At 65.4% G+C, this 22,662-nt stretch carries 20 protein-coding genes; 11 read left to right on the forward strand and 9 right to left on the reverse strand.

All coding sequences use genetic code 11. The features are described from left to right. Positions 1-52 precede the first annotated feature (52 nt). The 4 genes from OKW27_RS14305 (at position 53) to OKW27_RS14320 (ending at position 4,345) form a co-directional block, all read left to right on the forward strand. Entirely contained in the window at positions 53-367 is a 315-nt protein-coding gene (locus OKW27_RS14305; protein ID WP_429333866.1) for a hypothetical protein, read from the forward strand. Between the two features lie 155 nt (positions 368-522). Then, positions 523-1,083 (forward strand): (2Fe-2S)-binding protein, encoded by a 561-nt coding sequence (locus tag OKW27_RS14310; protein ID WP_429333867.1) that lies wholly within the window; start codon positions 523-525, stop codon positions 1,081-1,083. Further along, positions 1,080-2,087, forward strand: coding sequence for an FAD binding domain-containing protein (locus OKW27_RS14315; protein ID WP_429333868.1), 1,008 nt, complete (start codon positions 1,080-1,082; stop codon positions 2,085-2,087). Before OKW27_RS14310 ends, OKW27_RS14315 begins: the two co-directional genes overlap by 4 nt. Further along, a complete protein-coding gene (locus OKW27_RS14320; protein ID WP_429333869.1) occupies positions 2,084-4,345 on the forward strand; it encodes a xanthine dehydrogenase family protein molybdopterin-binding subunit in 2,262 nt (753 codons plus the stop codon). Before OKW27_RS14315 ends, OKW27_RS14320 begins: the two co-directional genes overlap by 4 nt. Positions 4,346-4,416: 71 nt before the next feature. Here the strand turns inward: OKW27_RS14320 and OKW27_RS14325 are convergent, their stop codons facing one another. Beyond that, a complete protein-coding gene (locus OKW27_RS14325) occupies positions 4,417-4,839 on the reverse strand; it encodes a PRC-barrel domain-containing protein (RefSeq protein WP_090809933.1) in 423 nt (140 codons plus the stop codon). Positions 4,840-5,133: 294 nt separating this feature from the next. Between OKW27_RS14325 and glgX the strand changes: the two genes are divergently transcribed. The 3 genes from glgX to OKW27_RS14340 all read left to right on the forward strand — a co-directional run bounded on the left by glgX (position 5,134) and on the right by OKW27_RS14340 (position 9,750). Continuing rightward, a complete protein-coding gene (gene glgX / locus OKW27_RS14330; RefSeq protein WP_429333870.1) occupies positions 5,134-7,347 on the forward strand; it encodes a glycogen debranching protein GlgX in 2,214 nt (737 codons plus the stop codon). A 151-nt stretch (positions 7,348-7,498) separates the two neighbouring features. Then, entirely contained in the window at positions 7,499-7,675 is a 177-nt protein-coding gene (locus OKW27_RS14335) for a DUF2934 domain-containing protein (RefSeq protein ID WP_090809937.1), read from the forward strand. A 95-nt stretch (positions 7,676-7,770) separates the two neighbouring features. Beyond that, positions 7,771-9,750, forward strand: a complete 1,980-nt coding sequence (locus OKW27_RS14340; protein WP_429333871.1) for an AI-2E family transporter — start codon at positions 7,771-7,773, stop codon at positions 9,748-9,750. Positions 9,751-9,772: 22 nt separating this feature from the next. Here OKW27_RS14340 and OKW27_RS14345 read toward each other — a convergent pair whose 3' ends face one another. The 5 genes from OKW27_RS14345 to OKW27_RS14365 form a co-directional block, all read right to left on the reverse strand. After that, a complete protein-coding gene (locus tag OKW27_RS14345) occupies positions 9,773-11,380 on the reverse strand; it encodes an efflux transporter outer membrane subunit (RefSeq protein WP_429334598.1) in 1,608 nt (535 codons plus the stop codon). 70 nt (positions 11,381-11,450) lie between these two features. Further along, complete coding sequence (locus tag OKW27_RS14350; RefSeq protein WP_429333872.1) at positions 11,451-13,064, reverse strand: DHA2 family efflux MFS transporter permease subunit; 1,614 nt, start codon at positions 13,062-13,064, stop codon at positions 11,451-11,453. Then, complete coding sequence (locus tag OKW27_RS14355) at positions 13,061-14,290, reverse strand: HlyD family secretion protein (protein ID WP_429333873.1); 1,230 nt, start codon at positions 14,288-14,290, stop codon at positions 13,061-13,063. Before OKW27_RS14355 ends, OKW27_RS14350 begins: the two co-directional genes overlap by 4 nt. A 138-nt stretch (positions 14,291-14,428) precedes the next feature. Further along, entirely contained in the window at positions 14,429-14,602 is a 174-nt protein-coding gene (locus tag OKW27_RS14360) for a hypothetical protein (RefSeq protein ID WP_018425138.1), read from the reverse strand. A 39-nt stretch (positions 14,603-14,641) separates the two neighbouring features. Then, the gene (locus OKW27_RS14365) at positions 14,642-16,252 is read right to left on the reverse strand and encodes an FAD-dependent oxidoreductase (protein WP_429333874.1); all 1,611 of its coding nucleotides are present in this window, start codon (positions 16,250-16,252) and stop codon (positions 14,642-14,644) included. Positions 16,253-16,503: 251 nt separating this feature from the next. Here OKW27_RS14365 and OKW27_RS14370 point away from each other — a divergent pair, with 251 nt between their 5' ends. The 3 genes from OKW27_RS14370 (at position 16,504) to OKW27_RS14380 (ending at position 19,686) form a co-directional block, all read left to right on the forward strand. After that, the gene (locus OKW27_RS14370; RefSeq protein ID WP_429333875.1) at positions 16,504-18,663 is read left to right on the forward strand and encodes a response regulator; all 2,160 of its coding nucleotides are present in this window, start codon (positions 16,504-16,506) and stop codon (positions 18,661-18,663) included. Between the two features lie 151 nt (positions 18,664-18,814). Then, on the forward strand, positions 18,815-19,114 hold the full coding sequence (locus OKW27_RS14375) for a hypothetical protein (protein ID WP_429333876.1): 300 nt from the start codon (positions 18,815-18,817) through the stop codon (positions 19,112-19,114). Between the two features lie 179 nt (positions 19,115-19,293). Then, positions 19,294-19,686 carry a hypothetical protein gene (locus tag OKW27_RS14380; RefSeq protein ID WP_429333877.1) on the forward strand — a complete coding sequence of 131 codons (393 nt, stop codon included), beginning with the start codon at positions 19,294-19,296 and terminating at the stop codon, positions 19,684-19,686. 202 nt (positions 19,687-19,888) lie between these two features. Here OKW27_RS14380 and OKW27_RS14385 read toward each other — a convergent pair whose 3' ends face one another. The 3 genes from OKW27_RS14385 to OKW27_RS14395 all read right to left on the reverse strand — a co-directional run bounded on the left by OKW27_RS14385 (position 19,889) and on the right by OKW27_RS14395 (position 21,761). Next, the gene (locus tag OKW27_RS14385; protein ID WP_429333878.1) at positions 19,889-20,908 is read right to left on the reverse strand and encodes a class I fructose-bisphosphate aldolase; all 1,020 of its coding nucleotides are present in this window, start codon (positions 20,906-20,908) and stop codon (positions 19,889-19,891) included. 97 nt (positions 20,909-21,005) lie between these two features. Beyond that, complete coding sequence (locus OKW27_RS14390) at positions 21,006-21,425, reverse strand: secondary thiamine-phosphate synthase enzyme YjbQ (RefSeq protein WP_090809953.1); 420 nt, start codon at positions 21,423-21,425, stop codon at positions 21,006-21,008. A 15-nt stretch (positions 21,426-21,440) separates the two neighbouring features. Next, entirely contained in the window at positions 21,441-21,761 is a 321-nt protein-coding gene (locus OKW27_RS14395) for a thioredoxin family protein (protein WP_429333879.1), read from the reverse strand. 172 nt (positions 21,762-21,933) lie between these two features. On the opposite strand from OKW27_RS14395, the gene OKW27_RS14400 reads away from it, so the two are divergent. After that, positions 21,934-22,230: a DUF2628 domain-containing protein gene (locus tag OKW27_RS14400; protein ID WP_187611384.1), complete on the forward strand. Its 297-nt coding sequence runs from the start codon at positions 21,934-21,936 to the stop codon at positions 22,228-22,230. The last annotated feature ends 432 nt before the right edge of the window (positions 22,231-22,662 follow it).

Genomic DNA, 22,662 nt, shown 5'->3' on the forward strand with positions numbered 1-22,662 from the left:
CACGTACGAGGTTCGCGCAGTGGGTTTTCATAACGTCATAAGGGAGAGTGCCATGAAGATCGATGTATCCGTCAAACTGGCTGCCGCGCTCGTTTCAGGCTGCTTCGCGCTAGGCTTTGCGCAGGCGGGCTTCGCGCAGACCGGTACCAATCCGTCCATGCAAAACCGCAAGTCTGCCGCGCAACCCGGCGCAAGCCTGGAAGAATCGCGCACGCCGGACACGACCAGCGCGAACAATGCGAACGGCAATGTCGGCGAATCGGGGGGCGCCACCAATGGCGTCGCCGGCGGCGGCAATGGGAAAACCACCAACAGGCGCTTCAAAGGCGCGACGCCGCCGCGCGCGGGTAGTGGGGCGGGGCAATAAGCGATCCGTCGAGCGCGTCGGCCTGCCTCGCGACGCGCCGGACGCCGCGGCGGCATCGCGCTCGCGCGCTGTCGCCGCTTTGCATTGGTTTGAGTTGCGTTGAGTTCCGTCGCGTGTCGCATTGCTTGCGCGATGCCTTGTGAGGAGGAAATCCGATGGCTACCCCCGATGCTGAAACCGCCCGGGCCGACGCGCCCGCGTCGCATGCATTGACGTTCGAGATCAACGGCGAGACGCGGCGCTTCGACGTCGAAGCGTGGACCTCGCTGCTCGATCTGCTGCGCGAGCATGCGCACCTGAGCGGCACCAAGAAGGGCTGCGATCACGGTCAATGCGGCGCTTGTACGGCGATCGTCAATGGCCAGCGGATCAATACCTGCCTCGCACTCGCGGTCGTGTACGACGGCGCATCGATCACGACGATCGAAGGTCTCGCGAACGGCGACACGTTGCATCCGCTGCAGCAGGCGTTCATCGATCACGACGCGTTCCAGTGCGGCTACTGTACGCCCGGACAAATCTGCTCGGCGTACGCGATGCTCGAAGAAGGACATGCGCGCTGCGCGGACGATGTGCGCGAGCAGATGAGCGGCAATCTGTGCCGTTGCGGCGCGTATCCGAACATCGTCGCGGCGATTCTCGACGCTGCGCATTTCGGTGACGATGACGCAAGGCAAGACAGTGCGGTCGCGAATAAATCTGGAGCGCGGCCATGAACCGCTTCTCGTACACGCGCGCCGATGCGGTGCAGGATGCGCTCGAACGGCATCGTTCGGACAGGGGCGCCGCGTTCATCGCGGGCGGCACGAATCTCGTCGACCTGCTGCGCGAAGACGTGGCGCGCCCGGCTTTGCTCGTCGACATCAACCGTTTGCCGCTCAGGCAGATCGAAGCGTCGGCGCAAGGCGGCCTGAAGATCGGCGCGCTCGTCACCAATAGCGCGCTCGCGTATGACGATACTGTCGCGACACGCTACCCGCTGCTCGCGAAAGCGATCCTGGCGGGCGCGTCGCCGCAGATTCGCAACGTCGCGACGGTCGGCGGCAATCTGCTGCAACGCACGCGCTGCTACTACTTCTACGACGTGGGCACGCCGTGCAACAAGCGCGAACCCGGCAGCGGCTGTCCGGCGCTGCACGGCGTGAACCGCATTCACGCGATCCTCGGTGCCAGCGAGCACTGCATCGCCGTGCATCCGTCCGATATGTGCGTCGCGTTGGCGGCGCTCGGCGCCACTGTGCATCTGATCGGCAACGACGGCGCACGCACGCTGCCGTTCGCGGATTTTCACCGGCTGCCCGGCGGTACGCCGCAGATCGACACCAACCTGCGCGACGACGAACTCGTGACCGCGATCGAACTGCCGCCGCAAGGTTTTGCCGCGCATCACGCGTACGTGAAGGTGCGCGACCGCGCATCGTATGCGTTCGCGCTGGTGTCGGCCGCGGTCGGTGTCGAGCTCGATGACGAGTCGCGGATCGTCGACGCGCGTTGCGCGCTCGGCGGGGTCGCGCACAAGCCGTGGCGCGATCCCGCCGCCGAAGCCGCACTGCGCGGCGAGACGTTGAACGCGCGAAGGTTGCGCGATTTCGCGGCGACGCTGCTGCGCGGTGCGCGCGCTCAGCGCGACAACGCGTTCAAGATCGAACTCGCGGCGCGCGTGATCGTGCGCGCCTTCGGCGAGGCCACACAACGTTCGTTCGAGGAGGCCGCGCGATGAACCGTGCCGAAACCTTGCCGTCGACAGGCAGCCCGAAGCCTGCCACCGCCGTGCCGCATTCGCGTGTGGACGGGCCCGTCAAAGTGACCGGCGCCGCGCAATATGCCGCCGAGTTCTGCGTCGAGGGGCTCGTGTATGGCGTCGTCGTGTCGGGCACGATCGCGACAGGCAAGATCGTGTCGATCGATACCTCGGCCGCCGAGGCGCTGTCCGGCGTGCTGCTCGTGCTCACGCATCGCAAGCGCCCGGCGCTGCCGTCGGACGTCGACGCGTTCAAGGACATGGTCGCGCCCGGCGGCACGCCATTGAGGCCGCTGTGGGACGAGCGCGTGTGGTACAGCGGGCAGCCGGTCGCGCTGGTGGTCGCGCAATCGCTGGAACTGGCGCGCTACGCGGCGTCGCTGGTGCAGGTGCGTTACGAGGCCGGCTCGCACCAGACCGATATCGAAGCAGCGTTGACGAGCGCCGTGCCGCCGTCGGCCGAGAAGGGCGGCTTCGATCCGCCTCCGCCCGAGCGTGGCGACCCACGCAAGGCCTTGGCCGATGCCAAGGCGCGCGTGGACGCTTTCTACACGACACCACCGGAGTATCACAATCCGATGGAAATGCACGGATGCACCGTGGTGCCCGATGCGCAAGGACGCTTGACCGTCTATGAAAAGACTCAGGGCGTCGTCAATACGAAGGGCTATCTGACGCGTGTGTTCGGTTTGAAAGACGACGAAGTGCAGGTGGTGTCGCCGTTCGTCGGCGGCGCGTTCGGCTCCGGCTTGCGGCCGCAATATCATCTGGCGCTCGCGGTGATGGCCGCGCGCGAACTGAAGAAACCCGTGCGCGTCACGCTGACGCGGCAGCAGATGTTCACCTTCGCGCATCGTCCGCAAACGGTGCAGCGCGTCGCGCTCGGCGCGTCGGCGGATGGCCGCCTGCAGGCGGTGATCCACGAGGCCGTGTCGGAAACCTCGCGCTACGAGGACTACTGCGACGTGGTGGTCAACTGGGCGGGGCAGCTGTATCGATGCGACAACGTGTCGATGGGCTACAGGGTCGCGAAGCTCGACGTGCCGACACCGGCCGACATGCGCGCGCCCGGCGCGACACAAGGGCTCTTTGCGCTCGAAGTCGCGATGGACGAACTGGCCGAGGCATTGCGGATGGACCCGCTCGAATTGAGGCTCGTCAACTATGCGGAGCGCGACGCGAACAAGAATCTGCCGTTTTCGAGCAAGGCGCTGCGCGACTGCTATCGCGATGGCGCGGCCCGCTTCGGCTGGGCGGGGCGGCCGCTCGAGGCGCGCGCACGCCGCGACGGCAACGAGTTGATCGGCTGGGGCATGGCGACCGGTGTGTGGGACGCGATGCAGAACGAAGCGGCCGCACGCGCGGTGTTGACGCCCGATGGCCGCGTCAGCGTGTCGAGTTCGACCGCCGATATCGGCACCGGAACCTACACCGCGATGACGCAGATCGCCGCCGATGCGCTCGGCGTGCCGCTCGGCGACGTCAGCTTCGAACTCGGCGACACCCGGCTGCCGAAGGCGCCGATCGAGGGCGGATCGTGGACGGTGTCGTCGGTGGGCAGCGCAGTCGATGCCGCGTGTACGCGCCTGCACAACCGTCTGGTTGAACTGGCGCGCGAACATGGTGGGGCACGGTTCGCGTTGGCGACTCGCGAACACGTGCGGCGCGAGCGCAACCGGCTCGTGTGCGGCCCACACGCGGACGACTCGATCGCGATTGCGACGCTGTTGCAGCGCGCCGGGCTGGACGAACTCGAAGAGCAGGCCAGCGTGAAGCCGCACGAAAAGCAGCAGGCGTATTCGATGGGCACGCATTCGGCGGTGTTCGCCGAAGTGCGCGTCGACGCAGCGCTCGGCACTGTGCGGGTGACGCGCGTGGTCAGCGCGGTCGCGGCGGGACGCATCGTCAATCCGAAGACGGCGGGCAATCAGGTCGCGGGCGGCGTCGTGTGGGGCATCAGCATGGCGCTGCACGAGCACGGCCAGTTCGATCACGCGCTAGGACGCCAGATGAATCACAACCTCGCCGAATATCACATGCCGGTGAATGCCGACATTCACGAGATCGACGTGCTGTTCGTCGACGAGCGCGATGACATCGTCAATCCGCTCGGCGTCAAAGGTGTCGGCGAAATCGGCGTGGTGGGCGTGGCCGCGGCAGTGTGCAACGCGATCTGGCATGCGACCGGCAAACGCATCCGCGATTTGCCCATTACACCCGACAAGCTGCTCGGCTGACTACGCCCCTGAACGCATGTGCATGGACGGCCCGTTGCCGCGTCGATCGATTCGACGCGGCAACGCCGCGCTCAATTCGCGTACTTGAACTCCGGCAACGCCTCGAGCGATTTCTTCGTCGCCTCGGGCAGCACGACACGCCGGTTGTCGATCTGCAGATCGTTGAACGGCACGGCGACCAGATGCTTGCCCATGCCGAGAAAGCCGCCGACCGACAGGATCGCATACGTGGTGCGCTCGGTGCCCGGCGACACGATCAGATCATCGAGCGTGCCGATGTTGTCCTTGTTGCGGTTGTACACGTCCGCGCCCGATAGCTTCGACGCGCGATAGCCGCTCGCGAGCTGCACGACGTCCGTGCGTTTTTCGGTGATCGCCTGCGGCGCGCCTTGCGCGAACGCGCTGCCGCACGTGCCTAACGCGGAAATCAGCGTAATGGCGGCGAGAAGCGATGCGGAAGCGGCCAGCGGTGTGATCTGCGGGTTGCGCATCATCTGTGTTCTCCCGGTTTGGTGTGGTGGCGTTTCGACGGCGCGCAATGCGTGCGCCTTGCCGGTATGCTGCAAATCTCATGCCGCGACTTTGAGCTGAGGGAAAGCGAGGCGCATCAGGCCCATAAGTTGCTGCACGCACCGGCCCGCTGCTTGCGCGCGGTGCAATGTCCGGCGCGCGGGCCTCGAATGCCTACACTGGAACAATGAGCAGCAAAGAACACGTGGAAAGGCAGTTGAAAAAAACACATGCATGACCCTGAGATACCAACCTCCTTGCAGCCACTGAGAACACCTATGTCTTCCCCAGCCAGCTACTCGACACGCATTGCCGAAGGCACGCCTTTTCCGCTCGGCGCGACATGGAACGGCAGTGGCGTCAACTTCGCGTTGTTCTCCGCGCACGCAACCAAAGTCGAACTGTGTCTGTTCGATGAAACTGGCCAATACGAATTCGAACGGATCGAGCTGCCCGAATACACCGACGAGGTATGGCATGTGTTCGTACCGAATCTGAAACCGGGTGCCGTCTATGGATATCGCGTGCATGGTCCCTACGAGCCCGAAAACGGGCATCGCTTCAATCCGAACAAGCTGCTGCTCGATCCATATGCGAAGGCGCACATCGGCGAGCTTATATGGGCGCCGGAAATCTTCGGCTATACGCTCGGCTCGGAAGAACTCGACCTGTCATTCGATGAACGCGATAGCGCGCCTTTCGTGCCGAAGTGCAAGGTGGTCGACGCGAATTTTTCGTGGAGCCATCCGGAGCGCAACGCGCTGCCGTGGGAGCGCGTGATTCTCTACGAGACGCACGTGCGCGGCTACACGAAACGTCATCCGCGGGTGCCCGAGCATTTGCGCGGCACGTTCGCGGGTCTGGCGCAGCAGCCGGTGCTCGACCATATCCGCAGCCTTGGCGTGACCTCGGTCGAGCTGATGCCGATCCAGACTTTCGTCAACGACAGCCATCTGCTCGACAAGGGTCTCACGAACTACTGGGGTTACAACACGATCGGCTTCTTCGCGGCCGATCCGCGCTTTTTCGCGTCATCGACCGAGTCGGTCGGCGAATTCAAGGAGATGGTCGACCGCTTTCACCAGGCCGATCTCGAAGTGATACTCGACGTCGTGTACAACCACACGGCCGAAGGCAACGAACGCGGCCCGACGGTCTCGTTCAAGGGCATCGACAACGCGTCGTACTACCGGCTGATGCCCGACGAGCCGCGCTACTACATCAACGACACCGGCACCGGCAATACGCTGAACCTGTCGCATCCGCGCGTGCTGCAGATGGTGACCGACAGCCTGCGCTACTGGGTCACCGAAATGAAAGTGGACGGCTTCCGCTTCGATCTCGCGACGATCCTCGGCCGCGAAGATCACGGCTTCGACGAGGGCGGCGGCTTTCTCGACAGCTGCCGCCAGGACCCGGTCCTCTCCAGCATCCGGCTGATCGCCGAGCCGTGGGATTGCGGCCCCGGCGGCTATCAGGTGGGCGGTTTTCCGCCGGGCTGGGCCGAATGGAACGATCGCTTCCGCGACACCGCGCGGGCGTACTGGAAGGGTGACGAGGGCAGCGCCGCCGATCTCGCGACGCGCGTCACCGCGTCGGGCGACAAGTTCAATCATCGCGGCCGGCGGCCGTGGGCGAGCGTGAACTTCATCGCCGCGCACGACGGCTTCACGCTGAACGATCTGGTCTCGTACAACGACAAGCACAACGAGGCAAACGGCGAGGACAACCGCGACGGCCATTCGGACAACAAGTCGTGGAACATGGGCGCCGAAGGACCGACCGACGACGCCGACATCCGCCAGCAACGCGAGCGCCAGAAGCGCAATCTGCTCGCGACGCTGCTGCTGTCGCAGGGCACGCCGATGATCCTCGCCGGCGACGAATTCGGCCGCACGCAGCAGGGTAACAACAACGCGTATTGCCAGGACAACGAGATCAGCTGGGTCGATTGGGATGCGATCGACGACGACGGCCGCGCGCTGACCGAGTTCGTGCGCAATCTGACCACGTTGCGCCACCGTTTGCCGGTGCTGAGGCGCGGCCGTTTTCTGACTGGCGAATACAACGAGACGCTCGACGTGACCGACACGCGCTGGCTATCGCCGGACGGCACCGACATCACGGGCGAGCAGTGGGCCGATCCGGCGATGCGCTGCTTCGGCCTCGTGATCGACGGACGTGCGCAGGCGAGCGGCATTCGCCGTCTCGCGTCCGACGCGACCTTGCTGCTGGTGCTGAACGCGTATCACGACGTCGTCAACTTCACGCTGCCCGACATTCCCGAGGGCGATTTTTGGACCTGCCTCGTCGACACCAACATGCCGGTGCGCGCCGAGCTGCCGCAATTCAGCGCGGGCGATGCCTACCAGGTGACCGGCCGCTCGCTGCTGCTGTTCGCGCTCGAAGCGCCGAGCCGCGCGACGCAGCGCGTGTTCGACCGCCTCGAAGTGCAGTTGACTTCCGACGAAGGCGACTCCGCGCCAGGCTAGTCCCGGCTGGCGAGCGACGCCAGCCCCGTTGCAAAAGCGGGCCGCAGCACAGGTACAAGGTTTGCTCCTTCTGTCGTTGGCGATACGCACGCGTCTGCGACCTTCGCCACGGCAGGCGTGCGCACGCAAACGGCCAAGCTGGAGTGAACAAATGGAACAGGAACCAAGCGTCGACGAGCAGATCCGCACGCGCGCCTACTATCTGTGGGAGCAGGCGGCCGAGCCGAAGGGCACGCCCGAGCAATACTGGGAGCAGGCCCGCAGTGAGATCGAGAAGGAGGCACCACCGGTCGAGAGCGGGCCGGTGTCGGGCGATTCGCTGAAATAGACATTCCTCAACGGTATTGAGTAATAAGACTCCGAGCCGGCGAACCGCGTCCGGCTCAGGGACCGTTTTTCCATGCCCGATTTTCGCTCCGCAACATGAACGACACACCCGAGCCGCGCGGCACGAGCGCCGCCGCGCGCATTCAGGCGGCCTCCACCGCCTTCGGTATCGAGGGGCTCGTCACGTTCGGCGTCGGCGTGATCGCGGTCGCATGCCTGTACGTCGCGAGCGCGGTGATGATTCCGATCACTCTCGCGATCCTGTTGAGCTTTCTCGTCGCACCGCTCGCCGATGCGCTGTCCCGGCTCAAACTCGGCCATGTCGCGTCGGTGTGCGCGGCGGTCCTGATCTCGGTGTCGGTCATCGCGCTGCTGTGCGCGGTAATCGCCACACAGTTGACCGATCTCGCGGCCGGCATGCCGCGCTATCAGGCGACCATCCAGCACAAGATCGACACCGTGCGCAGTCTGACGATCGGCAAGCTGAACCGTTTCGCGAGCGAAGCGGGGCAGGCATTGCAGCGCGCGACGATCGAGCCACCGCAGCCGCGAGCGCCGAACGGCGCGGCGGCCGCGGCGAGTCCGCAGGCGTCGACGGCGGTGCCGGTGGAAGTGCGCGAGCCGGTGCCGACGCCGTTCGAGCTCGCGCGACGCGTGCTGTCGCCGGCCATCAGTCCGTTGGCAACCGCGTTCATCGTTTTCGTCGTCACGATCGTGATCCTGCTGCAACGCGACGACCTGCGCGATCGCGCGATCCGGCTGTTCGGCTCGCGCGACCTGCACCGCACGACCACGGTGATGGACGAGACCGCGCGGCGCCTGAGCCGCTACTTCGTGTCGCAACTCGGTGTCAACACCGGCGTCGGCGTCGTGATCGGGACGGGGCTGTTTCTGATCGGCGTGCCGAGCCCGATCCTGTGGGGCATTCTCGCGGCGCTGCTGCGGCTCGTGCCCTACGTCGGCATCTGGATCGCGGCGATACTGCCCACCGCGCTCGCCGCCGCGGTCAGTCCCGGCTGGGCGATGGCGATCTGGTCGCTGGTGCTGTTCGTGGTCGCGGAGCTGGCGGTGGGGCAGGTGGTCGAGCCGCTGCTGTATGGGCGCAGCACCGGCCTGTCGCCGTTTTCGGTGGTGGTCGCGGCGATCTTCTGGAGCTGGATCTGGGGGCCGATCGGGCTGATCCTGTCGACACCGTTGACGCTGTGTCTGCTGGTGCTCGGCCGGCACGTGCGGCGTCTCGAATTTCTCGACGTGCTGCTCGGCGATCAGCCCGCGCTGACGCCGGTCGAAAACTTCTATCAACGCGCGCTCGCCGGCGATCCGGATGACGCGATCGAGCAGGCCGAAGTGCTATTGCGCGACTGCTCGCTGTCTGCCTATTACGACAAAGTCGCGATCCAGGGCTTGCGGCTCGCGGCCAACGACGTGACGCGCGGCAGCGTGACGAGCGCGCAACTCGCGCGCATCGAGTCGACGACCAACGACCTGGTCGACGGCCTCGACGGCTACGAGGATCGCGAGCCGGCGCCGCTCGCGACGCAGGCGAAGCCGGGCGCAGTGGGGCCGCTGGCACCTTCCGACGAAACGCAGGCCGCGCGGGCGATGCCACGATCGGTCGACGCCGCGCCCGTGTTCGCCTCGCATGCGCCGACGAGCCGCGTGTTGTGCCTGCCGGGCCGTGGCCCGCTCGATGCGCTCGCGACGATCATTCTGCTGCAGTTGCTCGGCAAGCACGGCTTCGCGGCGCGCTCGCTGCCGCACGAGGCGGTGTCGCGCGCGTCGATCGACAGCCTCGTGGCGGACGACGTGGGCATCGTCTGCCTTCTGTATCTGCAGATCGACGGCATTCCGTCGCATCTGCGCAATCTGATCCGGCGCATCCGCACGCGCTTGCCGAAGGTGTCGATCGTGGTCGGCCTTTGGACACCCGAGGATACGCAGCAGTGGAGCGCGGAACAGCAGGAATCGCTGGAAGCGGAGTGCGCCGTGACGTCGTTGCAGCAGATGCTGGCCGCGTGCGGTCGCCTCGATGCGACGCGAACGGTGATCGCGGAGCCCCAGTTCGAGCATGGCTGAAGCCTTGCGGCAGCGTGGCTGGTTATCCGCCGCCGCCTGCCGGCGTCGCCGCGCCCGTTTCTCCCGCCGCATCGGCATCGCTCTGCCAGCCGCCGCCTAGCGCCTTGTACAGCGCCACCAGGTCGGTGCTGACCTGGGTCGTGCCCTGAGCGTATTGCTCTCGTGCCTGCGCGAGCTGCCGCTGCGCATCGAGCACGTTGATGAAGCTCGTCAGGCCCTTGCGATAGCTATCGCGCGACAGATCGAACGAGGTCTGCTGCGCGGTGACGCTGTCCGCGAGCGCATCGCGCCGCGCCTGATCGGTGCGATAGACGACCAGCGCGTTGTCGACGTCCCTCAGCGCGCTCAGCACGGTCTTGCGGTAATCGAGCGCGGCTTCGGCCTGTTGGGCCTTCGACATGCGCAGATTGGCTACCAGCGCGCCGCCCTGGAAAATCGGCAGAGACACGGTGGGCCCGAACGAATAGAACAGGTGCGACCAGCGCGCGAGATCGCGGGCATTCGTCGCGCGCATGCCGGCCTGGCCGGTCAGCGACACCTCGGGGTAGAACTGCGCGACCGCGACGCCGACACTGGCCGTTGCCGCATGCAGATTCGCCTCGGCGCGGCGGATGTCGGGCCGGCGCCGCGCGAGCGTCGACGGCAAGCCTATCGGCACGACGGGCGGCACCGGCGGCACGGTTTGCGGCGTGCTCAGCTGCGCTTCGAGCGCGCCGGGCGGCTCGCCGATCAGATACGCGAGCGCGTTGAGCGACTGGGCGATCTGCTGATCGTATTGCGGCAACTGCGTTTTCGTTTGCGCGAGCTGCGCCCGCGCGCTTTGCACGTCGAGCTCGCTCGCGAGTCCGACCTTCGCCTTGTTCTGCGTCAACTCAACGGTCTCGGCTTGCTGCTCGACGAGGCTCATCGCGATGTTGTGCAAGGTTTGCGCGCCGCGCAGCTGCATATAGGTCTGCGCGACCTCGGCTTCGAGCGAAAGCAACGCGTCGTTGCGGCTCTCGTACGCGGCCTCGGTTTGCGCGTTCGCGGCCTCGACCGAGCGACGCACCCGGCCGAACAGATCGAGCTCCCAGGTTGCGTCGAAGCCGACCTGCCACAGATTGATCGGCGCGCTCAGTTGGTCGAGCAGGTTGTTCGCGCCTTTTTGCAACGCGGCGCCCGCGCCCGGTGCGATCGCATTGACGGGCGAATTGGGCGCGCCGAGCTGATCGACCTTGTCGTAGGCGCCGTTCTCCTGCAGAAAACCTTTGAGGCCAAGCTGCTCGCGCTGATAGCTGCCGGTCGCGCGCAGATTCGGCAGACCCTGCGCGGCCGCCGATTGGACCTGGGTGCGCGCTTCGACGATGCGCAGCACCGCTTGCTGCAAGTCCAGATTGCCGAGCGCGGCGCGCGTGATCAGCGCGTCGAGCGTCTGATCGTTGAAACTGCGCCACCAGCGCGGGTCGGGATCGGTGTCGAGGGTGGGCACCGAAGCGACGTTGGGCCTCGTTGCGGAGGCGCCGCTAGCGGACGCGTCGCTCGCGGCGGCATTCGCCGCGGTGCGCTGCGTATCGTGCCACTGCGCCGGCACGTCGGCGTGCGGCGCATGAAAGTCGGGGCCGACCGTGCAGGACGCGAGCAGCGCGGACATGGCGACGACGACACAGGCAATCAAACACGTGGCGGGTTCGGGAACGCCGCGCTTCAAACCAGGCTTCACTTCAATGTCCTCCGCCGCCGGACGCCTTGGCCGGTGAAAAGAAAATCGTGATCGGAATGCAAAGCGTGCAGAAAATCGCGAGGAACGCGAACACGTCGACATAGGCAAGGAACGTCGCCTGCGAGATGTACGTGGTGTACAGATGACCGTTCGCCGTTTGCAGCGCCTGAGAAAGCGGCATGCCATTGATGTCCGCGATCGTCCGCGCGTTGCGTTGCAACGTATCGTTGTAATTCTGTGAAAGCGGCGACATGAACTCCGATAGATGCGCCATGCGAGCCTGCGTGCGCTCGCGAACCATCGCGGTCGACAGCGAGATGCCGATCGAACCCGCGACGTTGCGGAACATCGTGAACAGCGCGGACGCGTCGTCGTTCAGTCGCGGCGGTACCGTCAGATACGCAAGCGTCGTGATCGGCACGAACAGGAAGCCGATCGCCAGCGACTGCGCGCTGCGCATCTTCACCAGCGTGAAGTAGTCGATGTCCGGCACCAGCATGTGCGAATACGCGAGCGCGCACGCGAGCAGCCCGAAGCCGGTGGCCACCAGAAAACGCGTCTGCACGTACGGCATCATTTTGCTGATCAGTGGAATTTCCATCGTGATCAGCACAGCGCCAGGCGACAGCACGAGGCCCGCGAGCATCGCCGTATAGCCGAGCTGCTGTTGCGCGAGCTGTGGCACGAGCACCGCGCTGCCATACAGAATCGTCGCGAACGCGGCGATCGTCACGCAGCCGAGCGCGAAGTTACGGTCCTTCAGACAGCGCAGATCGACGACCGGCTTCTTCGTGTACAGCAGCCAGTACGTCGCACCGACGATGCCCGACACCGCGAGCACCGCGAACGTGCGAATGAAGTTCGACGAAAACCAGTCGTCGTCCTCGCCGCGATCGAGCATCACCTGCAGGCAGCCGAGGCCGATCGCGATCAAAAGGATGCCCACGTAATCCACCGACACGCGCAGATCGCCCTTGCGTTTCCACGGCGGATCCTCGACCAGTTGCATCACCGCGAGCGAGGTCAGCACGCCGAACGGCACGTTCACGAGGAACACCCAGCGCCACGAAAAGTTGTCGGTGATCCAGCCGCCGAGCGTGGGTCCCAGCACCGGCGCGACGACGATCGCGACCGCCGAGATCGAAAACGCGCGGCCGCGCTGCTGCGGCGGGAACGTGTCGAGAATGATCGATTGCTGGTTCGGTTGCAGTCCGCCGCCGAAAAAGCCCTGCAAACAGCGGAAGATGATCAGCTGCCACAGATTGGTCGCGATGCCGCATAGAAACGAGCACACGGTGAACGCAATGATGCAGACGAGGAAATAGCGCTTGCGCCCGAGCAGCCGACCGAAGAAACCCGAGATCGGCAGCACGATGCCGTTGGCGACCAGATATGAGGTCAGCGTCCACGTCGCTTCGTCGTAACTGGCAGACATCGTGCCCGCGATGTGCGGCAGCGCGACGTTGACGATGGTCGTGTCGAGCACTTCCATGAACGCGGCGAGCGTGACGACGATCGCGATCAGCCACGGATTCGCGGATGGCTTCCAGTTCGACGCCTCGCCGGGCGACGCCTCGCCGGGCGACGCCTCGCCGGGCGCGTCGGACGCCGTCATTTGAGGTACACCTTCGGCGTGACCGACAAGCCCAGCCCGAGCGGATGATCGCGCGGCAGACCTTCGTCGATGATGATCTTGACCGGTACCCGCTGCACGATCTTCACGAAGTTGCCGGTTGCGTTTTCGGTCGGGAACGCCGAGAAGCGCGAGCCGCTGCCGAGTTGCACGCTATCCACATGGCCGCGCAGATCGAGCTTCGGATACGCGTCGACGTCGACGTCGACCTTGTCGCCGGGGCGGATGCGTTCGAGCTGCGACTCCTTGAAGTTCGCGGTCACCCACACCTGCGGCGTGACGATCGAGAACAGCGACACGCCCTCGGTCAGGAAGCTGCCGAGCTGCACGTTGCGCCGCGTGATCCAGCCATCCGACGGCGCGCGCACCTCGCAGTACGACAGATTCAGCTTCGCCTGTTCGAGCTGTGCCTCAGCCTGATGCACCTGCTGGCGGCGTTCGTCGACGGCGGCCTCGGCCTCGCGCAACTGCTGCGGCACGAGGCTCGCGGTCCGCTGCTGCGCGCGCGCCTGCTCGAGGCTCGCGTTGGCCGACTGGCGCTGTGCGTCGGCGGTATCGACGTTCTGCTGCGTGGTCGCGCGCGGATCGACCGTGTGCTGACGCTGCCAGGAGGCTTGCGCCTCGCGCAGATTCGCTTCCGCCGACGAGGTTTGCGCCTTCGCCTCGCGGTACTGCGCCGGATACTGCACGCGCGCGATGTCGAGCTGCACCTGCGCGGCGTTCAATTGCGCCTTTGCAAGACCAAGCTGCGCCTTCGCCTGATCGACCTGCGCCTGGTAGTCTCGCTTGTCGATCACGAGCAGCAGGTCGCCCTTGTGCACGAACTGGTTGTCGTCGACCGCCAGCGTCACCACGTAGCCGGAGACTTTCGGCGCCATCGTGATCGCGTTGCCATCGGTGTAGGCGTCGTCGGTCGTCACCTCGTTGCGCGTCGCGAACCACCAGACGAAGCCGACGATGCCAATCAGGATCACGACCGCGCCGAGGATGATCAGTGGCTTCTTGCCGGGCGTCTTTTTCTGCTGACCGTCGTCGCCGTTGTCCTTGTCGTTGTTGCCGTTGCCATGTTTGCCGTCAGCGCGGCCCTGGTCGCCGCGTTTGCCGACGCCATCGCGTTCGTCGTTGCCGTCGCGGCGATCATCGCCGTGCGGCGCATCACGCCCGAATGCTTCCTGCCCGGCGCTGGCCGAGCCGGTCTCGTCTGACATGGTGAGTCGTTTCCGTCGTTCCAGTGGGTTGAGAATGGGGGAGTGCAATAGATGCCATCCGCGGCCGCCGCGAACACAGTGATGGGCGAGGCCGCGGGCGCTCGGGAAGCGCGGGCAGCGCGAACCGCTGCCACGCGGCTATTGACCGGCGGGCTTGTCGTGCCCGGCCTTTGCCTTGTCCTGCTCCGGCTCGATCCTCGTGGTGCCGCCCGTCGACGGCGGGTCGCTAGCCGGGAAGCTGTCTTCGACCTGCTTGTCGATCTGCTTTTCGCTCTTTTCCGAGTGAGGATGTTTTTCCTTGTGTGTCGTCATGGTGACTCCTTAGTCAAGGTTGAGCGGCAACACGATGGGTCACGACGCCGCCGCTTCCGGCGCGCCGATGATCGCGAGCGCGTCGGCCCGCGACAGGCCGCCGCGCATCGCGTCGGAAAGCCGCGCGGTCAGCGCTTCGCGCTCGCAGGCGAACACCGCGTCGACGCGGCCGTTGCGCACGTACAGCGCGATGAACTGGTGATGATCGAAGTCGCCATCGACGACGATCTCATCCCACTCGCTCGCGTGGCCGAGGTATTCGAAGTTCTTGCCGTAGTGATAGGTCCAGAAGAACGGCACGTCGGCATAGCGATTGCGCAAACCGCACATGTTCTGCGCGGCGATGCGCGCATGCTGCTGCGCGACGCGCCAATGCTCGATACGCACCGGCTCCTGGTTCTCATGCAGCGTGAACACGGCGATATCGCCGGCCGCATACAGACCGCACGCGGCGTTCATACCGGCATTGACGACCACGCCGCCGTCCTTCTGCAACGGCAGTCCTTCGACAAACCCCGTAGCCGGCGCAACCCCCGTGCCCAGCAGCACGACATCGGCCGCGATGGCCTCGCCGCCGGCGAGCATCACCGTATGCACATTGCCTTCCTCGCCCTCGAGCGAGGCGACCTTGGCGTCGAGATAAAACTTCACGCCATTGCTTTCGTGCAGCGCGCGAAACATCTGGCCCGCGCGCTCGCCGAACTGCTTCGCGAATGGCACCTTGTCGCGCGAAATCACGGTGACGGGCACGCCGTGCTTGCGCAACGCGGACGCGACTTCGAGGCCGATGAAGCTGCTGCCGAGAATCGCGACGCGGGTTTGCGATGCATCGTCGCCGAGCGCGTCGATCAACGCGGCGGCATCGTCGAGGTGTCGAAGCACATGCACGCCGCCGAGTTCGCAGCCGGGCATGTCGGGCACTTTCGGCACGCTGCCGGTCGCGAGCAGCGCGGTGTCGTATTTCAGCGGCTCGATGCTCTGCTCGCTACCACCCGCGCCGGCTTCGAAATGGATCGTGTGCGCAGGCACGTCGAGCCGCGCGACCTTCGCGACGATGCGCTCGATGCCGTGCGTGTGCAGCCAGTCGGGCGGCAGCAGCGGCGGCACGTCGGCCGGCGTCATTTCAAACGAGGGGACGAATTTGCTCAGCGAGGTGCGGTCATAGGGCGCGTGCGCTTCGTCGCCGATCAGCGTGATGCGGCCCTCGAAGCCGAACTCGCGTAGCGCGGCACAGGCAGCGGCGCCGGCCGCGCCCGCGCCGATTACCACGTAGTGCTTGTCTTGCGCGGTGGCATCGGGCGGGGATGTGCGCGCCGCCGGTGCCGGCGCTGCGATTTTTTCCGCCGACACGAGCACGTCGTCGCCCTCGAGCGTGACCGGGTAGCGATCGAGCGGCAGCAGCGCGGGCGGCTCGAGCACGTTGCCGGTCGAGACGTCGAACGTACCCTTGTGCCATGGGCAGATGATGCGGCCGTGGCACAGCGCGCCCTCTTCGAGCGGGCCCCCGGCATGCGGGCAATCAGGCGAGTACGCCCGCACGGTGTCGCCATCGCGCACCAGCAGAATCGGCGTGCCGTCCACGATCACGCGCAGCGCGCGGTCCGCTGGCAATTCCGAGAGCCGCGCGACGCGGCGGGCAGTCGTGGACATGGTGAGGCCTCGCGCAAGAAAGAACTCGCGCAGCGCACGCAAACGCGTCGCGAGCGGTGACGGAAGTACGCTTGCCACCAAGCAGCGATAAGGCAGCAATCGTCGTGCCCGGACGCGTCGGCGGAGTGATGCCGTGAAGCTGCTTGGGAAGATAGGCCGAGTTGCGGTAAATTTCGAGACAGGGGAATTAGCGCGCGAACAGCGGCGTGCGAATTCACAGGCAATGCCTTCCCTGACCGTATGCAACTTTGATGGAGCAGGTGACCGTGCAGCGTGCAGAACGTGTCGCAGTCGATGTGCCGATGCCGTCACGCAACTTCGCGGCGACGCAGCGCATGCTGCTGATCTTGCTGGCCGTGTCGATCGTGTTTCCGTTGGCCTGCCTCGTGGGCTACGGCTACTTCGACTACCAGCGCCGCATCTCCGATGCGAACGATGCGCTCGACCGCCTCGCGCGCGTGGCGCAGGAGCAGGCCGTCAAGGTGCTGGATTTGAACCGGCAGATGGCCTCGCGCGTGATCGAGCTGCTCGGCAATTCCGACGACGCGCAGATCCGCGCGCGCGAGCGCGAATTGCACGAGCGTCTGCAGAGCATCGGCGGCGACTTTCCGCAGGTGGCGTCGATCTCGCTGCTCGGTGTGAACGGCCAGTTACTTGCGTCGAGCCTCGCGTATCCGGCGCCGGCAGTGACGAGCGGCATGCGCGACGACTTTCTCGCCGCGAAGGCGATGCGTCCCCAGCCGTATTTCTCGCTGCCGATGGTCGGCGCGCTGTCGAAGGTCGACGTGTTCACGACCGCGATCGGCCGCACGGGTACGGACGGTCAGTTTCTCGGCGTGGTCACGGTGGCGCTGCGCAGCGAATATTTTTCGCGCTTCTATCGCGAGCTGACCAACGGCGATCCGTCGCTCGCGCTCGCGCTGTACCGGCAGGACGGCAATCTGCTGGTGCACTATCCGCCATGGCCGGCCGGCGCGCGGCCGTCGATGCACAGCGCGTTCATGTCCGCGTTGCGCGACAAACAGCTGTTCGGGCACCTGCATCTGAATTCGACCGTCGATGGTGTCGAGCGGCTGCTCGCGTTTCGCCGCGTCGGCGACTATCCGTTGTATGTGATGAGCGCGTACGCGATGTCATCGATCGTGGCGGCGTGGCGCACGCACTTCATGTTGATCGCGGCGCTGACGGCGGTGCCCTGCATCGCGATCTGGGGGCTCGTGCTGTATTCGCTGCGTCAGCTCGAGGCGGAGCGGCGCGCGTGGGAGCGCTGGCAGGGCGAGGTCGCGATGCGTCTGTCGGCCGAGGCGTCGAGCCGGCAACTGCAGCGCATGGGCGCGCTCGGCAATCTGGTCGCGAATGTCGCGCACGATTTCAACAACCTGCTGATGGTGGTGTCGGCGAACACCGAGCTCGCGCGCCTCAAGCATTACAACGATCTCGAGAAGGAAGTGCATGCGGTCGAGCGTGCCACGGCCACGGCCGAAGCGCTGACGCGGCGTCTGTTGAGCGTCGCGCGCAAGCAGCCGCTGAAGCAGGAGCCCGTCGAGCTTGCGCGCTGGCTGCCGGCCGCCGTGCCGCTGATCAACGCGGCGCTCGGCGACACGATCGAACTGGCGTTGCGCATGCCGGAGAACCTGTGGCAGGTGCTCGTCGATCCGACCGATCTCGAGTTCGCGATCGTGAACATCGCGATGAACGCGCGCGATGCGATGCCGCGCGGCGGGCGCTTCGTGATCCGCTGCCAGAACAATCGGCTGGTCAGCGGCGATACGCTGCTGCCGGACGGCGAGTACGTGCTGATCGCCTGTTCCGACGACGGCGAAGGGATGCCCGAATCGGTCGCGCGACGCGCGTTCGAGCCGCTGTTCACGACCAAGCTGCGCGGCTCGGGCACCGGCCTCGGGCTCGCCCAGGTACTGTCGATGTCCGAGCAGGCTGGTGGCACCGCGAAGATCGACAGCGTGCTGGGCAGCGGCACGACGGTGCGGATGTTTTTGCCGCGCTATCGTGAGGGCGCCGCGCTGGCCGGCGCCGATGCGCGCCAGCCGCTGCCGACCGCGGCCGGGGCCGTGCTGCTCGTCGAGGACAACGAGGACGTCGCGGCCGGCGTGACCGCGGTGCTCGAAACCTTCGGCTGCGAGGTGCATCACGAGCCGACCGCCGACCAGGCGTTCGACGTGCTGAGCGCCGGCGAGCGCTTCGAGCTCGTGCTGTCGGACATCCAGATGCCGGGCAAGCTGAACGGTATCGACCTGGCGGAGAAGATCCGCAGCGCGTGGCCGTCGCAGAAGATCGCGCTGATGACCGGTTACGCCGACGAGCTCGACCGCGCGCGTCGGCTCGGCATTGCGATACTCGCGAAGCCGTTCAATATCGACGAACTGCATGCGCTGGTGGCTTGCGGCACCTGAAGCCGCGGCACCGTTCGTCTATCGCGTCCATGGGCTTTTCCTGGCGTGCTGTGCTGCGGCACAGCCCTTGCTGAAAAGAGCGCGAGGTTTGCGCGTGCGGTCACCGCGCGCCCACTTTCTTTCGACACTCTCGACACCCAGGAGAATCGCCATGAAAATCAGACACGCAGTGCTCGTTTCCACCTTGCTCGCGGCTTCGTCGCTCGCAATGGCCCAAGGCGCCGGCGCCGGCGGTGGCGCAGGCGGCGGCGGCGGCGGGGGGCCGGCCGGCAACGACCCGAACACCAACGCCGCGACCTCGACACGCGAGGGCGGCGATGCGGGCGCGACCGGGGAGACCACGCCTTCGACTCACCATCACATGAAGAAGCATTCGAAGTCGAAGAAGCCCATGACGGACTCGACGAATACGCCGGGCGCCGACGCGAGCAGCGATACGAAGGGGCAGTAAGCGCAGCGTGTCAAGGCAGAAGGGCGGCAGGCGTCGCGCGTCGGGTGTGACCCGGCGTGTCGGCTCCGGCCGTTTTTCTGTGCGCCGCAGTCCCCGCCAGAGCCCGGCACTGTCGGCAAGGGGGGGAGGGTTTTATGAGATGGTGCCATGTTGCACAATCGTGCCTCGTCAATTTGACGATGCAGTTTGGCTCCCTAAGACCGGTAGCCAATTTCAAAGGTGCGATCAGGCACGTTGGGGAGTGGTCGTTACACGTCCAATGCAACTGGAAAATAGAACAGGCTGGCAGTGCGATTGCAACGCAAGATGATCTTTTCGGTCCCGATGAAAAGGCACACCGTTCGGCTCAGCGTATTGACGATTTGCTGGTCAAACAGGGCCCTGCCATTGTGAAAGGCGTATCGGGAAGCGAAGAAGGCGGTGCAGACATTTTACTGTCCGGTGGCTTGCGGCTTGTCACCAGCCCGAACAGTGCGCCTGACGAAGAAGACTGGCGCTTTTTTGACCCAACCTCCGATGCGAAGCACTTTATCATCGAGGGCGGCAAGGTTGATCCCTGGTCTTTATCGTGACGAACGTCCCCAGGAAAAGGCAAATCTCGGCGTTGGATTACCTGCAAAGCCCGTAACAATCGCTGACCGTCAATTCGTACTGTCGGCTGTGATATGTGCGGGATGGATGTTATGCGCGGACGCGATCCAGAAGCCTTTTTCCACAGCTCCCGGATAGCCTGCGCCCGCGCCTGGGTTCAATCCCTGGGTTCAATCCCTGGGTTCAATCCTTTTCCATCGCCGCGTCGTACTTGCCGAGCGCGGCCGCGCCGTTCAGGCGCGCGCGCTTGAGCAACGCCTGCTGCGCTTCCTTCACGTTGGCCGGCTGTCCGCGCCACGCATTCAACGGCGGCTCCTGCAACGCGCGCCCGTACGAAAAGCTCAGATTCCACGGCAGCGCGCCGAGCCGGTTCATCGCACTGAGATTGGCGGTGGCCTCCTCGGGCGACTGTCCGCCCGACAGGAACACGAGACCGGGAACCGAAGAGGGCACCGTACGCATCAGCACGCGCACGGTCGCCGCCGCGATATGCGCCGTGCTCGACTGCTGCTGATGCTCGGAGCCGGCCAGCACCATGCTCGGCTTCAGCACGATATGTTCGAGCACCACGCGATGCCGATGCAGCGCATGAAACACCTCGTGCAACACGGCCTCGGTGACTTCGGCGCAACGCTCGATCGTGTGCTCGCCGTCCATCAGCACCTCGGGTTCGACGATCGGCACGATGCCGGCTTCCTGGCTGATCGCCGCGTAGCGCGCGAGCGAATCGGCGTTCGCCTCGATCGCGAGCCGGCTCGGCAGGCTCGCCGTGATGGTGTAGACCGCGCGCCATTTCGCGAAGCGCGCGCCTTGCCGTTTGTAATCGACGAAGCGTTTGGCGAGACCGTCGAGGCCCTCGGTGATCTCGTCGCCGGGAGCGAGCGCAAGCGGCACCTTGCCGAGGTCGACCTTGATGCCGGGCACGATGCCATTTGCCGAGGCGACCTGCGGGAACGGCGTGCCGTCGTCGGCTTTCTGGCCGAGCGTTTCTTCGTAGAGGATCACGCCGCTCACGAACTCGCCGAGACCGGGCGTCGTCAGGAGCAGGTTGCGATACGCGCGACGGTTTTCCTCGCTCGATTCGAGACCGATCGTCTTGAAGCGTTTGGCGATGGTCGGGCCGCTTTCGTCGGCGGCGAGAAGACCCTTGCCCGGTTGAACCATCGCCTTGACGGTGGCTTGCAGCTCGCTACGGGTGTCCATGAGGTGTGCTCCCTTGGGTAGGCTCCGTTCGATGCGGTGTGCAAAGAAGTGCCGGTGACAGTTTCCTTTGCGTGACGAGTGGGTGCGAAAGCGGACTTCATTCGCCGAGCAGATGCAACACGATATCGCGCGGCTGCGGGTGACGCCGATGTTCGAACAGATACAGCCCCTGCCATGTGCCGAGCACCATCCTTCCATGCTCGACGGGCACGCACAACTGCACCTGGGTGAGCGCCGTGCGCAGATGCGCGGGCATGTCGTCGGGGCCTTCGGTGTCGTGCTCGTAGCGCGTGTCGTCCTCGGGCGCGAGGGTCTCGAAGTAGCGCTGCAGATCTCGCCGCACGGACGGATCGGCATTCTCCTGAATCAGCAGCGACGCCGACGTGTGCCGGCAAAACAGCGTCAGCAGACCGGTACGGATGTCCGTCTCGTCGACGAAGCGGCGCGCGTCGTCGGTAAATTCGACGAGGCCGCGGCCGCGGGCCTGGACACTCAGATGATGGATGACCTGGCGCATGACGGAGCTCGAATCTCAGAGCGACGCGAACGCGTCGTCGATATCCTCGGCGCTGCGTGGCCGCACCACGCGCGCGATCTCGGCGCCGTCGCGTATCAGCACGAGCGTCGGCCACAGTTTGACCTTGAACGAGCGGCCGAGCGGGCGGCCCGGGCCGTCCTCGATCTTCAGATGCCGCAAGCCCGTGTGCGGCGCGAGCGCCTGGCGGATCGATGCCTGCGCGCTTTGGCAATAGCCGCACCAGTCGGTGCCGAATTCGACGACGGTGACGCCGGGCAGCGAGTCCAACTCGGCGCGGGTCGGTCCTTTCGGGGAATAAGCTGTCGGCGAGGTCATGCGTGCTCCGCTGCTGATCGTGATCTGCCAAGGGTAGCAGCTATGCCGCGGATCGTCAGCGCAGCGGCCGTATGCTGCCGATGCGCGCGGTGTCGCCGCGGCATGTTAAAAAGCGGTGCGCGCGTGCTCGACCGATCGACGCGCCGCGTCATCGCACAGAACCTCGCAAAACATGAACACACGAATCTATCTGCAACATCCGCAACACAAAGACGCTATCGCGGTCGCGACCGGCTTCAGCTGGGGCGCGTGCCTGCTCGGCTTCATCTGGGCGCTGTCGAAGAGAATGTGGTTCGCCGCGTTCGTGATGCTAGGCATCAACGTGATCCTGCTCGGCATCGGGCTGTGGGGCGAGACGGCCGATCTGATCGGCTTCGTGCTGTCGATCGTGTTCGCCTTCGCATGCGGCGCGTATGGCAACCGGTGGCACCGCTGGACGCTCGAACAGCGCGGCTACGTCGTGGTGTGATGCGTTCGCGCTGGAGCGGGGATTGCTGCGCGCAGGAATGTGATCGAAGCTGAGTTCAATCCGTCATGGAGGCGTTTTATGCTCATTGCATCGGCAATCGCAGGTCTTTCCGCTGATTGGCTTTCGACGCGCCGGCCTTGCCCTCACGCTGCGGCAACTGGCCGAGCATTGCGAATGTGCGGCCCACGAACACATTCAGGCTCGTCGCTCGATTGACCCGTCCCGCCGAACGCATGACGCTGCGGCTTGAACGATGACGACGAAAGCGACTGTTGGCACTTGCTTATCCTACCGTCGCGAACGACTCGCGCTGCTGTCTGGTTGTCTGCCCTAACAACGGATTACGCCGAGCGGGCAGCAACGCTAGACATCGCTATGCACCCGGATAATTGACCATTGCTAACAAAAACCAGAATCCGTTTGATTGCGTCA

This window comes from Paraburkholderia sp. 35.1, from assembly GCF_050436525.1.
In the GTDB taxonomy this organism is placed as follows: Bacteria; Pseudomonadota; Gammaproteobacteria; order Burkholderiales; family Burkholderiaceae; genus Paraburkholderia; species Paraburkholderia tuberum.

Bases quoted from the DNA above. Each gene is read 5' to 3' on its own strand.
- OKW27_RS14355 (WP_429333873.1), bottom strand. From the start codon at position 14,290: ATGTCAGACGAGACCGGCTCGGCCAGCGCCGGGCAGGAAGCATTCGGG.
- OKW27_RS14350 (WP_429333872.1), bottom strand. From the start codon at position 13,064: ATGACGGCGTCCGACGCGCCCGGCGAGGCGTCGCCCGGCGAGGCGTCG.
- OKW27_RS14320 (WP_429333869.1), top strand. From the start codon at position 2,084: ATGAACCGTGCCGAAACCTTGCCGTCGACAGGCAGCCCGAAGCCTGCC.
- glgX (WP_429333870.1), top strand. From the start codon at position 5,134: ATGTCTTCCCCAGCCAGCTACTCGACACGCATTGCCGAAGGCACGCCT.
- OKW27_RS14305 (WP_429333866.1), top strand. From the start codon at position 53: ATGAAGATCGATGTATCCGTCAAACTGGCTGCCGCGCTCGTTTCAGGC.
- OKW27_RS14395 (WP_429333879.1), bottom strand. From the start codon at position 21,761: ATGACCTCGCCGACAGCTTATTCCCCGAAAGGACCGACCCGCGCCGAG.
- OKW27_RS14365 (WP_429333874.1), bottom strand. From the start codon at position 16,252: ATGTCCACGACTGCCCGCCGCGTCGCGCGGCTCTCGGAATTGCCAGCG.
- OKW27_RS14345 (WP_429334598.1), bottom strand. From the start codon at position 11,380: ATGTCCGCGCTGCTCGCGTCCTGCACGGTCGGCCCCGACTTTCATGCG.
- OKW27_RS14375 (WP_429333876.1), top strand. From the start codon at position 18,815: ATGAAAATCAGACACGCAGTGCTCGTTTCCACCTTGCTCGCGGCTTCG.
- OKW27_RS14315 (WP_429333868.1), top strand. From the start codon at position 1,080: ATGAACCGCTTCTCGTACACGCGCGCCGATGCGGTGCAGGATGCGCTC.
- OKW27_RS14310 (WP_429333867.1), top strand. From the start codon at position 523: ATGGCTACCCCCGATGCTGAAACCGCCCGGGCCGACGCGCCCGCGTCG.
- OKW27_RS14380 (WP_429333877.1), top strand. From the start codon at position 19,294: ATGCAGTTTGGCTCCCTAAGACCGGTAGCCAATTTCAAAGGTGCGATC.
- OKW27_RS14325 (WP_090809933.1), bottom strand. From the start codon at position 4,839: ATGATGCGCAACCCGCAGATCACACCGCTGGCCGCTTCCGCATCGCTT.
- OKW27_RS14370 (WP_429333875.1), top strand. From the start codon at position 16,504: ATGGAGCAGGTGACCGTGCAGCGTGCAGAACGTGTCGCAGTCGATGTG.
- OKW27_RS14385 (WP_429333878.1), bottom strand. From the start codon at position 20,908: ATGGACACCCGTAGCGAGCTGCAAGCCACCGTCAAGGCGATGGTTCAA.
- OKW27_RS14390 (WP_090809953.1), bottom strand. From the start codon at position 21,425: ATGCGCCAGGTCATCCATCATCTGAGTGTCCAGGCCCGCGGCCGCGGC.
- OKW27_RS14360 (WP_018425138.1), bottom strand. From the start codon at position 14,602: ATGACGACACACAAGGAAAAACATCCTCACTCGGAAAAGAGCGAAAAG.
- OKW27_RS14400 (WP_187611384.1), top strand. From the start codon at position 21,934: ATGAACACACGAATCTATCTGCAACATCCGCAACACAAAGACGCTATC.
- OKW27_RS14335 (WP_090809937.1), top strand. From the start codon at position 7,499: ATGGAACAGGAACCAAGCGTCGACGAGCAGATCCGCACGCGCGCCTAC.
- OKW27_RS14340 (WP_429333871.1), top strand. From the start codon at position 7,771: ATGAACGACACACCCGAGCCGCGCGGCACGAGCGCCGCCGCGCGCATT.